This window comes from Variovorax sp. 01N425, from assembly GCF_056399465.1.
The window spans coordinates 175,679-189,249 of record NZ_JBFTRJ010000009.1 but is presented as its reverse complement, the minus strand read 5'-3'; the positions used below and the strand labels follow the sequence as shown (position 1 = coordinate 189,249).

Genomic DNA, 13,571 nt, shown 5'->3' with positions numbered 1-13,571 from the left:
ATCAGGCCAGCTTGAACAGCGACATCGCGTTCGTCCGGCCGATCTTCTTGCGGTCGGCCTCGCTGATGCTCGTGTCGTTGAACCAGTTCGAGGCATGGTCGATGTTCTCGAACGGCCAGTCGGTCGAGAACAGGATGCGGTCCGATCCAACCTCCAGCATCGCATCGATCAGCGTCTGGGTGCGGAAGTTGCCGGAGGTCGTGAGATAGAAGTTTTCCTGGAAGTACTCGCAGAGCTTGCGCTTGGCCGGATAGCCCTTGGGCGCCTTGACCCAGGCGTTGCGGTGATCGACGCGCCACATGTTGTAGGGCAGGCCCTCGCCCAGGTGGCCGAGGATGATCTTGAGCCCCGGATGGCGATCGAAGAGGCCGCTTGCCATGAGCCGCAGCGCATGAACCGCGGTCTCCTGCGCAAAGGCCCAGGTGGGGCCGAGCAGCCAGGGGTGGCCTTCGTAGATCTGCGCCCAGCTCGCGATGGGGTTGCGCGGATGCAGGTAGAACGGCGCATCGAGCCGCTCCGCGGCGGCCCAGAAGGGCGCGTACTGCGGCGCATCGTAGTAGGCGACGTTGTCGGGCGTGCCCACCTGCGAGAAGCCATTGACCAGCGCGCCGCGAAAGCCGAGCACGGTCATGCAGCGCTCGAGTTCCTGCGTGGCCTTCTCGGGGTCCTGCATCGGCAAGGCGGCAAAGGCCTGGAAGCGGTCGGGCCTCTTCGCCACCTGCTCCGCGAGAAAGTCGTTGGCGCGCACCGCGAGCTCGTACGCCTTCACCGGATCGGCCACCGCCTGGACCGCGGGCGCGTTGAGCGAGAGGATCATCATCTCCATGCCGTGCTCATCCATCTGGCGCAGGCGCCCGTCATGGATGTCGAGCAGGCGGCTGCTGAGCTCCTTCCAATAGACGCCGGGCACGAAGCCCGCTGAATCCTGCAGCGTCTGTGGAATTGCGAAATGTTCTTCGAGACCGATCTTTCCTTGCATGCCTATCTCCTGTGTGCGGGCGGATGGGCCAATCTATGGGCGGCGGCAGGCACGGTCCAACAAAAATCGGTGATAGCGCGCATTCGAAGATCGCATGCAGGGGCAGGGTGGCCGCAACCCATGGGTAGACCCGCCCCAACATTCACAGGCTGCATAGAGGACATCCGGAAAATGCGTTGGACCCTCGAAACCGGCACGCCCATGATCGCTGCCACTGCCAGCCATGCCTGGCCGCGATCTTTGCCATTCGAAGGAGACAAGAGCCATGCGCCAAATCGATCTTCACAAGCTGGCCGACGATGCCCGCTTCAACCGCTTCCACGGCCTCGTGCTGTTCTGGTGCGCGCTGATCATCGTGTTCGACGGCTACGACCTGTCGGTCGTGGGCATCGCATTGCCCTCGATCATGAAGAAGATGGGCGTCGACGCCACCAACGCGGGCTTCATGGTCAGCTCCGCGCTTTTCGGAATGATGTTCGGCGCCATCTTCATGGGGACCATTGCCGACCGGATCGGCCGCCGCTGGGCGATCGCCATCTGCGTGGGCCTCTTCAGCGTGTTCACGGCCTGCGCCGGGCTGGCGGAGGACGCCATTGCGTTCAGCGCCATGCGCTTTCTTGCCGGGCTCGGCATCGGCGGCGTGATGCCGAACGTCGTCGCGCAGATGACCGAGTACTCGCCGAAGAAGATCCGTGCGACCCTCGTCACGCTGATGTTCAGCGGCTATGCGGTCGGGGGAATGATCGCGGCGATCCTCGGCAAGGGGCTCATCGAAAGCTACGGTTGGCAATCGGTGTTCTTCGCGGCCGGCCTGCCGGTCTTGCTGATTCCCTTCATCCTCAAGTCGGTTCCGGAATCGATGCCCTTCCTGCTGGCCCAGGGCCGTACGGAAGAGCTGAAGAAGATCGCCTCACGGCTCGACCCCAGCTACACGCCGCAGGCGACCGACCGCTTCGCGGTGCCGGCCAAGGACCGGGCCGACAGCGCGCCGATCAAGCACCTCTTCTTCGATGGCCGCGGCTTCAGCACCGTGATGTTCTGGATCGCGTTCTTCATGTGCCTGTTCATGGTCTTCGCGCTGAGCTCATGGCTCACCAAGCTCATGGCAAGCGCGGGCTACAGCCTGGGCTCGGCCCTGACCTTCGTGCTGGTGCTGAACGCGGGTGCGATGGTCGGCGCCATCGCGGGCGGCTGGCTCGCCGACCGGTTCCACATCAAGTACGTGCTCGCCGGGATGTATGCGCTGGCCGCGGTGTCGCTCACGCTGCTGGGCTACAAGATGCCGACACCGGTGCTGTTCATCCTGATCGGGCTGGCCGGCGCATCGACGATCGGCACGCAGATCGTGGCCAACGCCTACACCGGCCAGTACTACCCGATGGCCGTGCGCGCCACCGGCCTGGGTTGGGCATTGGGCGTGGGCCGCAGCGGCGCGATCCTGGCGCCGATCGTCATCGGCATGCTGGTCGGCATGAACCTGCCGCTGCACCAGAACTTCATTGCGATTGCCATTCCGGCGGTCATCGGCATGGTCGCGGTGCTGCTCATCCAGCACGACCGCTCGGCCTCGGTGCTGAAGGCGGAGGCCGCGCCTGCGCTGGGCAAGGTGGCGGCGGGCGTCTCCGGAACCGCCGGGAGCTGACCGGGCAGCGCAGGCCGCCCGCACCTGTCCCGCACCTATCCGTGCGGATCGGCTTCCGCAAGCGGACGCGTCAATGCCGCCGCCGTGTCGAGCAGGACGACGGCGCGGTCCGGGTCATGGCCCATGTAGGGGCTGACCAGCAGCTGGCCGATGAGCCGGTCGAAGCCGTGCCGCACCTTGGCCGGCTCTGGGTGCGCCGCATACATGGCGCGCAGCATCGACACCACCGCACTGAACTGCGTTCCCAGGACCTCCATGGCGCCCAGGCGGCCGCTCGCCTCGAAGACTGCTTGTGGATCGGTGGTGGTCATGCGGGGCTCCCGTCTCGGTGTTGAGGCGCCAGAACGTAAAAAGAGGCCTAATGGATTACATCTCAATCCAAAATCCCCAAAGCTGGTGACATTGCCGCCGAAGAGCGTGAGATTTGTCACGGTGGCCGCGGCCTGCCTGGGCGCCATTGCCATCGCGGTTCGATATCGCGCTCGGTCCCACCGTGCCAATCGCCGCCGTTGGGTGTGGGCTGATGTCCCGAGCTTGCAGCGAGGGTTTGGATCTTGTTGTCCCGCATATCCAAAGGCCAAAGGCCCGGCCGGATTGCAGGCTGTGTTACGCGGTACGCGCTCCCCCGCGTAACGTAGCAACAGCCAAAAGCTTGGGTGCCTGTGACGAACGGCGCTGCTTCCGCCGCACGCATGAATGGAGAAAAAGCCTTTTTAATCAACCGTTTGCAATAAATCGCACGAGGCTTCCCCGGAGTGGAAGGGCAGTGGCACGCATGTTGCCACTTGTGACCATCCAATAAACGAGGAGGCCTCTCACATGACCGCGTCGCAGACATCGATTCCATCCACTTCCGGAGCCGTCAACAACGACGTTGCACCGGTGGTCATCGCCCAAGCCACGGTGACCCCCATCGCTCCGATGGGATCGTCTCCAGTGCCGCCGGTCGCCGCCCCCGGGCCGTCCAGCATCGGATCGCTTTCCAATGCCACACCCGGCACCGCGCTGATTCGCGACGGCGTCCGGATTCCCGTGGACGGCAGCCACGCCCTTCTCACCGGCGACCGCGTGCTGGTCCCCGAAGGTGGCCAGGCCGAGGTGTTGTTTCCGGGCTCGCCTTCCAACAAGGCGCCGCTGGCCGGCGTCTTTACCGGCGGCACCGACGCAACGCTCGGATCGACCAAGCTGCCGGGCGGCCTCGAGCAGGTGAACGTCGACGTCGCCACGGGCGACCTCAAGATCACGCCGCCCGACAACGATGCCGATGCGGCGGCAGTTGCCGTCACCAAGGCGCACACCGGTGCAGCCGGCATCGGCCTGGGCGAGTTCGCCCTCGGCGCGCTCGGAGCAGTCGCGCTCGGCGCGGCCTTGGGCGGCGGTGGCGGCAGCGACGGCGGAACGGTTCCGTTCTTCCTTGGCAGCGGCACCGGCGGCGGTACGGGGGGCGGCCTCGACGATGGTGACAGCGACAGTGATGCTGATGCCGATGCCGATGCCGATGCCGATGCCGATGCCGATGCCGATGCCGATGCCGATGCTGATGCTGATGCTGATGCCGATGCCGATGCTGATGCCGATGCCGATGCCGATGCTGATGCTGATGCTGATGCTGATGCTGATGCCGATGCTGATGCTGATGCGGACGCCGATGCGGATGCGGATGCGGACGCCGATGCGGATGCGGATGCGGATGCGGATGCGGATGCGGACGCCGATGCCGACGCCGACGCCGACGCGGATGCTGACGCGGATGCCGATGCCGATGCCGATGCCGATGCCGATACTGACGCGGATGCTGATGCTGATGCTGATGCTGATGCGGACGCCGACGCCGATGCCGACGCCGACGCCGACGCCGACGCCGACGCCGATGCAGATGCAGATGCAGATGCCGATGCCGATGCAGATGCAGATGCAGATGCAGACGCAGACGGCGATCACCTCCTCGATCCGGGCGACGACCTCACCGGCGGCTTGATCGGCTCGACCGACGACAACCTGGGCCTGGGTGGTTCACTCACCCCGGTGCCGGGCGTCATCGACGGCGCGACCGACCTGGTCGATGACATCGTGTCTCCGATCCTGGGCGAGGAGTTCACACGGGACGATCCGAACCAGTTCGATCCGGTGGACGATTTCACCGAGACCGTGGTCGACAGCGTGGACGGCGTGGCAGCGCCCATCATCGATCCCCTGCTGGGCGAAGGCGCTACCGATGCGCTGGTCGGCCAGGTCGACCACGTCACCGATGCGCTTCAGAACGGCCTGGACAACCTCGTGGGCGAAAACGGCATCCTGAGCGGCGCGACCACGGCCCTCGGTCTCGACGGTGTCGTGGAAGACCTCGTGGGCGACGGCGGCGTCGTCGAGAACGTGGTCGAAGGCGTGCTGGGCGAGAACAGCCTGCTGAGCGGCCTGGTCCAGGAAGAAGGCCTGGTAGGGGGCCTGCTCGCCGAAGACGGCCTGGTCGGCAACCTGCTGGGTGAAGACAGCGCCGTCGGCGGCCTGCTGGGCAACGTGCTGAGCGACGAAGGCGTCGTCGGTGGCCTCCTGGGTGAAGACGGCGTGCTGGGCGGCCTGCTCGGCGGACCGCTGGGCCAAGAGGGTCTGCTGGGCGGCCTGCTCGGCGGCGACGGCGCACTCGGCGGCCTGCTGGGCGGAGACGGTACGCTGGCCGGCGTGCTGGGCAGCGAAGGCCTGACCGGCAGCCTGCTCGGCCAGGACGGCGTGGTGGACAACCTGCTCGGCGTGGACGGCGTCGCCGGCGGCCTGATCGGAGACAGCCCGCTCGGTGGCCTGCTGGGCGGCGAGGACGGCCTGCTCGGCGGCCTGACCGACGGCGTGCTGGGCAACGTGCTCGGTGGCGATCTCCTGGGTGGTGACTTGCTCGGCGGTGATCTGCTGGGTGGCGTGCTGGGTGAGGACGGCCTCGTTGGCAACCTGCTCGGTGGCGATCTCCTGGGTGGTGATCTTCTCGGCGGTGATCTGCTGGGTGGCGTACTCGGTGAGGACGGCCTTGTTGGCAACCTGCTTGGCGGCGATCTCTTGGGTGGTGATCTTCTCGGCGGTGATCTGCTGGGTGGCGTGCTGGGYGARGACGGCCTCGTYGGCAACCTGMTYGGYGGCGATCTCTTGGGTGGCGACTTGCTCGGCGGTGATTTGCTGGACGGCGTGCTGGGTGAAGACGGCCTGGTCGGCAACCTGCTCGGCGGCGACCTCCTGGGCGGTGATCTGCTCGGCGGCGATCTGCTCGATGGCGTCCTCGGCGAAGACGGCCTGGTCGGCAATGTGCTCGGTGGCGACCTCTTGGGTGGTGATCTGCTCGGCGGTGATCTGCTGGATGGCGTGCTGGGTGAAGACGGCTTGGTCGGCAACGTGCTCGGCGGCGACCTCCTGAGTGGCGACGTGCTCGGCGGCGACCTGCTCAACGGCGTGCTGGGCGAAGACGGCCTCGTCGGCAACGTGCTCGGCGGCGATCTCCCGGGCGGTGATCTGCTCGGCGGCGACCTGCTGGACGGTGTGCTGGGTGAAAACGGCCTCGTCGGCAACCTGCTCGGCGGTGACCTCCTGGGTGGGACCACCACGCCGATCACCAGCCAGGTCGATCAAGGGCTTGGCGGCGGCGGAACGCCGGTGGCCGGCATCCTGGACAGCGTGCTGGGCTGATCGATGGTCCGGCCACCGTCCTTCGTCGAGAGGGGCGGTGGTGGATGCTTCTGAAAAGAAGGGACGGGCCTTAGCGGCCCGCCCCCGACAAGCCCGCGCAGTTCCGGCTCAGCGCAATGCTGCGGCCGGATCGGCGCGGCGCACTTCCATCACGCCATGCACAGTGGCCTGCTCGTAGACCGATGGCACGCGCGTGGCCAGGTGCAGCAGGATGCGCGGCGCGTGGCTCTTGACAGACCATCGGAGCAGAATGCCGGCCGCCACCAGCGGCCCGCCTGCCCATGGAAGGCCGGCCAGCGCCAGGGCGATGCCCGGGCCGATGAGGGCAATCGCCAGCGGCATGGCGTAGGTCCTGTGAGACACGAAGGCCGCTGCCAGCGCGGGATTGACGATCACGCGAAAACGCCCCTGCGGCAGGCCTTGGCGGAATTCCTCGAAAGGGACGTATTCGGCGGTGTCCTGCATGTCGCTGTGGTTGTTCATGCGCTGCATTCTGATGCGGTGTTCAGCCGCGTCCCGCCTGCTTGAGCGAGGCCGCCGCCAGCGCGCAGGCCATCCGGCCGGAATGCACCTCGACCGATGAGGACGCCTCCACTGTGCTGCTGGCGCAAGTCGGCCATGATGCGGCGCTGCGGGGCTGTCAGCCCGCCGCAGGCAGCGCCGATTCCTCCGTCCACCGCGCATGCGAGGCGCTCAGGTGATGCAGCATGGCTGCCACCGCGGCCTGCGGGTCCCGCGCTTCGAGCGCGCGGTAGATCGCCTCGTGCTCGGCAAAGGCCGCCTTCCACGCATGCGAATTCTCGGCGCGCTCGCTCATGCGCGAGGAGATCGGGCTGTGCCGGCCATCGAACAGTTCCCCCACCAGCCGCACAAGCACCGAGTTGCCGGTCATCTCGGCGATGGCGATGTGGAAGCGCCGGTCGTTCTCGATCTGCGCGCGGCCGTTCAGGCCGTCCTCGCGCATGCTTTCCAGCGAGGCCTTCACGCGCTCCAGGTGCTGCGGGTTCACGCGGGCGGAGGCCAGCGTGACGACCGAGCCTTCGAGCATCGCGCGCGCCTGGATCATTTCGGACGGGCTCTCGCCCACCGCCGGCGTGGCGCGCTCCGGCGTGTCGGGCGACGCGCAGACATACACGCCCGACCCCATCCGTATCTCGATGCGCCCGTCGATCTCCAGGGCAATCAGCGCTTCGCGCAGCGAAGGCCGCGACACACCCAGCTGCAGGGCCAACTCCCGCTCCGGTGGCAGGCGCGCGCCGACGGGCAGGTTGCCGTCGCGGATGACAGCCCGGATCTGGTCGGCAACCTGCTGGTAGAGCCGGCGGGTGTCGGTGGGTTTGGTGGTGGCGGGGGGAAGCATGAGAAGGGCAGGCCGTCGATCTGGTCATGCCAGTTTGCCACCCTCGATGTAGTGATTGCTACTAATGAGCGGTATTTCGCGGGAAAACCCGCAAAGGGTTTGTTCCGGTGGGGCCATTTTGGGCGCTATGGCAAAGTGGCCTCGCCAAATTGGTAAGGCCAAAAGAGACGGAGCATGAGACAGCGCATCGACTCGCATCAGCATTTCTGGCGGCCCGCGCGCGGCGACTACACATGGCTGCGCGCCGATGTGCCCGCCCTTGCGCCGCTGGTGCGCGACTTCCTTCCCGAGCATCTCGCGCCCCTGCTGCGGGCGCATGGCGTCGAGCGGACCGTGCTGGTGCAGGCCGTCGATTCGCAGGCCGAGACCGGCTTCATGCTCGAGCTGGCCAGTGCGCACGAGGTGGTGGGCGGCGTGGTTGGCTGGGTCGACCTGGGCAGCCCCGACGCCGTGGCCTCGCTCGAGCGCATGGCGCAGCACCCCAAGTTCAAGGGCGTGCGGCCGATGCTGCAAGACCTGCCCGACGACGACTGGATCGCGCGCATGCCGCGTGCCGATGCCATCGAGGCCCTGATCCGCCTGGGCCTGCGCTTCGATGCGCTGGTGAAGCCGCGGCACCTGCCTTCGCTGCTGCGCTTCCTGGAAGACTGGCCGCAATTGCCCGTGGTGATCGACCACGCCGCCAAGCCGCCCGTGGGCGCGCACGGCAGCGAAGCCTTCGCGGCCTGGCGCAAGGACACGGCCGCGCTCGCCGCGCTGCCGCAGGTGTGCTGCAAGTTCTCCGGGCTCTGGGGCGAGGCGCCGCAGGCGGCGCACCACGATGTCGATGTGGCGGTGCACGCCGTGCGCCCGGTGTGGGAGCCGCTGCTCGAGAGCTTCGGCCCCGCGCGCCTCATGTGGGGCAGCGACTGGCCGGTGCTCACCCTGGCCGGCGACTACGCGGGCTGGATCGCCGTCAGCGAAGCCTGCATCGGCCGCCTCTCGGACGCCGAGCAGTCGCACATCTGGCGCGGCACCGCGCAGCGCTTCTATGGCCTCTCGGCGGACTGAACACGCATGGCACCCATCGTCACCATCCGCGACCTCTGCAAGTCCTTTGCCGGCGTGCGCGCGCTCGACAAGGCGCAGTTCGACCTGCTGCCCGGCGAGGTGCATGCGCTGATGGGCGAGAACGGCGCGGGCAAGTCCACCCTCATGAAGGTGCTGGCCGGCGTCTACAGCAAGGATTCCGGCGAAGTGCTGATCGACGGCCAGCCCGTGGACATCGCGAGCCCGCGCGCGGCGCAGGCGCTGGGCATCGGGATCATCCACCAGGATCTCAACCTGATGAACCACCTGAGCGCCGCGCAGAACATCTTCATCGGCCGCGAGCCGCGCGGGCGCTTCGGCCTCTTCATCGACGAAGACACGATGCGCACCCAGGCCGAGCGCATCTTCGCGCGCATGAACCTGCGGCTCGACCCGCACACGCCGGTCGGCGAACTCACGGTCGCCAGGCAGCAGATGGTGGAGATCGCCAAGGCGCTGTCGTTCGATTCGCGCGTGCTCATCATGGACGAGCCCACCGCCGCGCTCAACAACGAGGAGGTGGCCGACCTGTTCCGCATCATCGGCCAGCTCCGGTCGCAGGGCGTGGCCATTGTCTACATCTCGCACAAGATGGACGAACTCAAGCGCATCGCCGACCGCGTGACCGTGATGCGCGACGGCCAGTACATCGCCACCGTGCCGATGGCCGGCACGCCGATGGACTCGCTGATCGCGATGATGGTGGGCCGCCAGCTCACCGAGGTGGAGAACGACTTCCCCGACACCTCGGGCAACGAGGTCGTGCTCGACGCGCGCGGCATCACGCGCGGCGCGCTGGTGCGCAACGCCAGCTTCGTGCTGCGCAAGGGCGAGATCCTGGGCTTTGCGGGGCTCATGGGCGCGGGCCGCACCGAGCTCGCGCGCGCGGTGTTCGGCGCCGACGCCATCGACGCGGGCGAGGTCTTGGTGCACGGCAGGAAGGTGTCGATCAAGTCGCCCGAAGATGCCGTGCGGCACGGCATCGGCTATCTCTCCGAAGACCGCAAGCACTTCGGCCTGGCCACCGGCATGGACGTGGAAACCAACATCGCGCTGCCGAGCATGAAGAAGTTCCTGTCGATGGGCGTCTTCATCGACCAGGCGGCCATTGAGGCCGCGGGCGAGCGCTACGTGAAGCAACTCAGCATCAAGACGCCCTCGGTGCGCCAGCAGGTGCGGCTGCTCTCGGGCGGCAACCAGCAGAAGATCGTGATCGCCAAATGGCTGCTGCGCGACTGCAGCGTGCTCTTCTTCGACGAGCCCACGCGCGGCATCGACGTGGGCGCCAAGGCCGAGATCTACCGCCTGCTCAACCAGCTGGCAGCGGAGGGCAAGGCCATCGTGATCATCTCTTCGGAGCTGCCCGAGATACTGCGCGTGAGCCACCGCGTGCTGGTGATGTGCGAAGGCCGCATCACCGGCGAACTCGCGGGGCGCGAAGCCTCGCAGGAAAAGATCATGCAGCTCGCCACCCGGCGTGAAACCGCTGTTGCTGCCGCTGCTGACGCCACCGCCTGAGGACTGGAGACAACGCCTTGACAACCCCCACCGCCACCACCGCCGCCGCCGCACCGGGCTTCTCGCTGAAGGCGCGGCTCTTTCGTCCCGCCACGCGGCAAAAGCTCCTGGCCTTTGCCAGCCTGATCGCGCTGCTGGTGTTCTTCAGCTTCGCGTCGCCGCAGTTCCTGCAGACCGACAACCTCGTGAGCATCCTGCAGTCGACCGCGGTGAACGGCGTGCTGGCCATTGCCTGCACCTTCGTCATCATCACCGCGGGCATCGATCTTTCGGTGGGCACGCTGATGACCTTCTGCGCGGTCATGGCCGGCGTGATGCTCACCTACATGGGCATGCCGCTCGCGCTGGGCATCACGGCGGCGATCTTCTTCGGTGCGCTGGCGGGGTTTGTCTCGGGCGTGCTGATCGCCAAGCTCAAGATCCCGCCCTTCATTGCCACGCTGGGCATGATGATGCTGCTCAAGGGCCTGTCGCTCGTGATCTCGGGCACCAAGCCGATCTACTTCAACGACACGCCGGACTTCCCGGCCATCTCGCAGGATTCGCTGATCGGCTACTTCATTCCATCGCTGCCGATTCCCAACGCGGTGCTGATCCTCTTCCTGGTGGCGGTGGCCGCGAGCATCGTGCTCAACAAGACCATCCTCGGGCGCTACACCTTCGCGCTCGGCAGCAACGAGGAGGCCGTGCGCCTGTCGGGCGTGAACACCGATTTCTGGAAGATCGTGGTCTACACGGTGAGCGGCGGCATCTGCGGCATCGCGGGCCTCCTGATCGCCTCGCGCCTGAACTCCGCGCAGCCGGCGCTGGGGCAGGGGTACGAACTCGATGCGATTGCGGCGGTGGTCATCGGCGGCACCTCGCTCAGCGGCGGCACCGGCACCATCGTGGGCACGATCATCGGCGCCTTCATCATGAGCGTGCTGACCAACGGCCTGCGCATTCTCTCGGTCGCGCAGGAATGGCAGACGGTGGTCACGGGCGTGATCATCATCCTGGCCGTGTACGCGGACATCCTGCGCCGCCGCAGCAGCAGCGCGCACTGATCCTTTTCCACAACCCAAGGAGACTTCGCATGATCCAAAGAAGAGCAGCCACCGCCGCGCTGGCCGCGGCCCTCGTCGGCCTGCCGGCCTTCGCCCAGGCGCCGCAGCAGGAGATCTACATTCCGCTCGTGTCCAAGGGCTTCCAGCACCAGTTCTGGCAGGCCGTGAAGTCCGGCGCCGAGCAGGCCGCCAAGGACCTGAAGGTGAAGGTCACCTTCGAAGGCCCCGAGACCGAGGCGATGGTCGACAAGCAGATCGACATGCTCGCCGCCGCGCTCGCCAAGAAGCCGCAGGCCATCGGCTTTGCCGCGCTCGACAGCCAGGCCGCCATTCCGCTGCTGAAGAAGGCGCAGGCCGCGAAGATTCCGGTGGTGGCGTTCGACTCGGGCGTGGACAGCGACATTCCCGTGACCACCACCACCACCGACAACAAGGCCGCCGCCGCGCTGGCTGCCGACAAGATGGCCGAGATGATCGGCAAGTCCGGCGAGGTGGCGCTGGTGGTGCACGACCAGACCAGCCGCACCGGCGTGGACCGGCGCGACGGCTTCGTCAACCGCATCAAGTCGGCCTACCCGAACATCAAGATCGTGAGCGTGCAGTACGGCGGTGGCGACCAGCTGAAGTCGACCGAAATCACCAAGTCGATCCTGCAGGCCTCGCCCAACCTGAAGGGCATCTTCGGCGCCAACGAGGGCTCGGCCATCGGCGTGGTCAACGGCGTGAAGGAGATGAAGCGCAGCGGCAAGGTCGTGATCATCGGCTACGACTCCGGCAAGCAGCAGAAGAACGCGATCATGGACGGCAGCATGGCCGGCGCCATCACGCAGAACCCGGTGGGCATGGGCTACAAGACGGTGGAGATGGCGGTGAAGGCGATCAAGGGCGAGAAGCTGCCCAAGGTGGTCGATACCGGCTTCTTCTGGTACGACAAGACCAACATCGCTGACCCGAAGATCGCATCGGTCCTGTACGACTGATTTTTTGCAGAAAGCCCGTTCATGACCATCGTCCGATCCATGCGCGTGCTGGACGTGCGCTTTCCCACTTCGCAGCAGCTCGACGGCTCCGACGCGATGAACCCCGACCCGGACTATTCGGCGGCCTACGTCGTGCTGGAGACTGACCAGCCGGGGCTCGAAGGCCACGGCCTGACCTTCACCATCGGCCGCGGCAACGAGATCTGCTGCGCGGCCATCGAGGCGATGCGCCACTTGGTGGTCGGGCTCGACCTGCAGTGGGTGGCCGAGGACATGGGCCGCTTCTGGCGCCACATCACCTCGGACAGCCAGCTGCGCTGGATCGGACCCGACAAGGGCGCCATCCACCTCGCGACCGGCGCGGTGGTCAATGCGATGTGGGACCTGTGGGCCAAGTCCGAAGGCAAGCCGGTGTGGCAGCTGGTGGCGGACATGAGCCCCGAGGCGCTGGTGCGCTGCATCGACTTTCGCTACATCACCGACTGCATCACGCCAGAGGAAGCGCTTGTGTTGCTGCGCGATGCGGCCGCCGGCAAGGCCGAGCGCATCGCCACGCTGAAGGCCGATGGCTACCCCTGCTACACCACCTCGGCTGGCTGGCTCGGCTACCCCGACGAGAAGCTGCGGCGGCTCGCGCAGGAGGCGGTGGATGCGGGCTTCAACCACCTCAAGCTCAAGGTGGGGCGCGACCTTGCGGACGACATCCGCCGGTTGACGGTGGCGCGCGAAGTGCTCGGTCCCGACCGCCACCTGATGATCGACGCCAACCAGGTCTGGGAGGTCGGCCAGGCCATCGAATGGGTGCGGCAGCTGGCCTTTGCCAAGCCCTGGTTCATCGAGGAACCGACGAGCCCCGACGACGTCGAGGGCCATCGCAAGATCCGCGAGGGCATTGCGCCGGCGGTGAAGGTGGCCACGGGCGAGATGTGCCAGAACCGCATCATGTTCAAGCAGTTCATCATGCGCGGCGCGATCGACGTGGTGCAGATCGATGCATGCCGCCTCGGCGGCGTGAACGAGATCCTCGCGGTGATGCTGATGGCCGCGAAGTACCAGCTGCCCGTGTGTCCGCACGCCGGCGGCGTGGGGCTGTGCGAGTACGTGCAGCACCTGTCGATGATCGATTACCTGTGCATCTCGGGAACGCGCGAAGGGCGCGTGATCGAATATGTGGATCACTTGCATGAACACTTCGCCGAGCCCTGCGTGATCCGCGGCGCGGCCTACATGCCGCCCACGGCCGTGGGCTTCTCGATCACGATGAAGCCCGACTCGCTCGAGCGCTACCGCTTCCGCGGATAGTTGGATCAAC

Annotated in this window: 11 protein-coding genes; 7 read left to right on the top strand and 4 right to left on the bottom strand. The window is 66.7% G+C overall.

Features of this window, described 5'->3' with window-relative positions; genetic code table 11:
- Nucleotide 1 precedes the first annotated feature (1 nt).
- Nucleotides 2–979, bottom strand: a complete 978-nt coding sequence (locus AC1DSC_RS17995) for an amidohydrolase family protein (protein WP_062365361.1) — start codon at nucleotides 977–979, stop codon at nucleotides 2–4.
- 265 nt (nucleotides 980–1,244) lie between these two features.
- Between AC1DSC_RS17995 and AC1DSC_RS17990 the strand changes: the two genes are divergently transcribed.
- Nucleotides 1,245–2,621 (top strand): MFS transporter, encoded by a 1,377-nt coding sequence (locus AC1DSC_RS17990; protein WP_012748727.1) that lies wholly within the window; start codon nucleotides 1,245–1,247, stop codon nucleotides 2,619–2,621.
- 35 nt (nucleotides 2,622–2,656) lie between these two features.
- Here AC1DSC_RS17990 and AC1DSC_RS17985 read toward each other — a convergent pair whose 3' ends face one another.
- Complete coding sequence (locus AC1DSC_RS17985) at nucleotides 2,657–2,932, bottom strand: hypothetical protein (RefSeq protein ID WP_278878822.1); 276 nt, start codon at nucleotides 2,930–2,932, stop codon at nucleotides 2,657–2,659.
- Between the two features lie 508 nt (nucleotides 2,933–3,440).
- Between AC1DSC_RS17985 and AC1DSC_RS17980 the strand changes: the two genes are divergently transcribed.
- On the top strand, nucleotides 3,441–6,287 hold the full coding sequence (locus AC1DSC_RS17980; protein ID WP_478131840.1) for a hypothetical protein: 2,847 nt from the start codon (nucleotides 3,441–3,443) through the stop codon (nucleotides 6,285–6,287).
- A gap of 108 nt (nucleotides 6,288–6,395) precedes the next feature.
- Here AC1DSC_RS17980 and AC1DSC_RS17975 read toward each other — a convergent pair whose 3' ends face one another.
- Together AC1DSC_RS17975 and AC1DSC_RS17970 are read right to left on the bottom strand one after the other, a co-directional pair.
- Nucleotides 6,396–6,770 carry a hypothetical protein gene (locus AC1DSC_RS17975; RefSeq protein WP_278878587.1) on the bottom strand — a complete coding sequence of 125 codons (375 nt, stop codon included), beginning with the start codon at nucleotides 6,768–6,770 and terminating at the stop codon, nucleotides 6,396–6,398.
- A 157-nt stretch (nucleotides 6,771–6,927) separates the two neighbouring features.
- Complete coding sequence (locus AC1DSC_RS17970; RefSeq protein WP_369664598.1) at nucleotides 6,928–7,647, bottom strand: FadR/GntR family transcriptional regulator; 720 nt, start codon at nucleotides 7,645–7,647, stop codon at nucleotides 6,928–6,930.
- Nucleotides 7,648–7,821: 174 nt separating this feature from the next.
- Between AC1DSC_RS17970 and AC1DSC_RS17965 the strand changes: the two genes are divergently transcribed.
- The 5 genes from AC1DSC_RS17965 to AC1DSC_RS17945 are packed head-to-tail and all read left to right on the top strand — an operon-like array spanning nucleotide 7,822 to nucleotide 13,561.
- Complete coding sequence (locus AC1DSC_RS17965; protein WP_478131839.1) at nucleotides 7,822–8,697, top strand: amidohydrolase family protein; 876 nt, start codon at nucleotides 7,822–7,824, stop codon at nucleotides 8,695–8,697.
- Nucleotides 8,698–8,703: 6 nt separating this feature from the next.
- Nucleotides 8,704–10,233, top strand: a complete 1,530-nt coding sequence (locus AC1DSC_RS17960) for a sugar ABC transporter ATP-binding protein (protein ID WP_478131838.1) — start codon at nucleotides 8,704–8,706, stop codon at nucleotides 10,231–10,233.
- Between the two features lie 17 nt (nucleotides 10,234–10,250).
- Complete coding sequence (locus tag AC1DSC_RS17955) at nucleotides 10,251–11,279, top strand: ABC transporter permease (protein WP_478131837.1); 1,029 nt, start codon at nucleotides 10,251–10,253, stop codon at nucleotides 11,277–11,279.
- A gap of 29 nt (nucleotides 11,280–11,308) precedes the next feature.
- Nucleotides 11,309–12,259 (top strand): ABC transporter substrate-binding protein, encoded by a 951-nt coding sequence (locus tag AC1DSC_RS17950; protein WP_278878593.1) that lies wholly within the window; start codon nucleotides 11,309–11,311, stop codon nucleotides 12,257–12,259.
- 21 nt (nucleotides 12,260–12,280) lie between these two features.
- On the top strand, nucleotides 12,281–13,561 hold the full coding sequence (locus AC1DSC_RS17945) for an L-fuconate dehydratase (protein ID WP_018904168.1): 1,281 nt from the start codon (nucleotides 12,281–12,283) through the stop codon (nucleotides 13,559–13,561).
- Nucleotides 13,562–13,571 lie beyond the last annotated feature (10 nt).

What these genes read in the sequence shown, in the direction of transcription:
- AC1DSC_RS17945 (WP_018904168.1), top strand. Translation starts at nt 12,281, where the DNA reads ATGACCATCGTCCGATCCATGCGCGTGCTGGACGTGCGCTTTCCCACT.
- AC1DSC_RS17960 (WP_478131838.1), top strand. Translation starts at nt 8,704, where the DNA reads ATGGCACCCATCGTCACCATCCGCGACCTCTGCAAGTCCTTTGCCGGC.
- AC1DSC_RS17985 (WP_278878822.1), bottom strand. Translation starts at nt 2,932, where the DNA reads ATGACCACCACCGATCCACAAGCAGTCTTCGAGGCGAGCGGCCGCCTG.
- AC1DSC_RS17990 (WP_012748727.1), top strand. Translation starts at nt 1,245, where the DNA reads ATGCGCCAAATCGATCTTCACAAGCTGGCCGACGATGCCCGCTTCAAC.
- AC1DSC_RS17975 (WP_278878587.1), bottom strand. Translation starts at nt 6,770, where the DNA reads ATGAACAACCACAGCGACATGCAGGACACCGCCGAATACGTCCCTTTC.
- AC1DSC_RS17950 (WP_278878593.1), top strand. Translation starts at nt 11,309, where the DNA reads ATGATCCAAAGAAGAGCAGCCACCGCCGCGCTGGCCGCGGCCCTCGTC.
- AC1DSC_RS17995 (WP_062365361.1), bottom strand. Translation starts at nt 979, where the DNA reads ATGCAAGGAAAGATCGGTCTCGAAGAACATTTCGCAATTCCACAGACG.
- AC1DSC_RS17970 (WP_369664598.1), bottom strand. Translation starts at nt 7,647, where the DNA reads ATGCTTCCCCCCGCCACCACCAAACCCACCGACACCCGCCGGCTCTAC.
- AC1DSC_RS17965 (WP_478131839.1), top strand. Translation starts at nt 7,822, where the DNA reads ATGAGACAGCGCATCGACTCGCATCAGCATTTCTGGCGGCCCGCGCGC.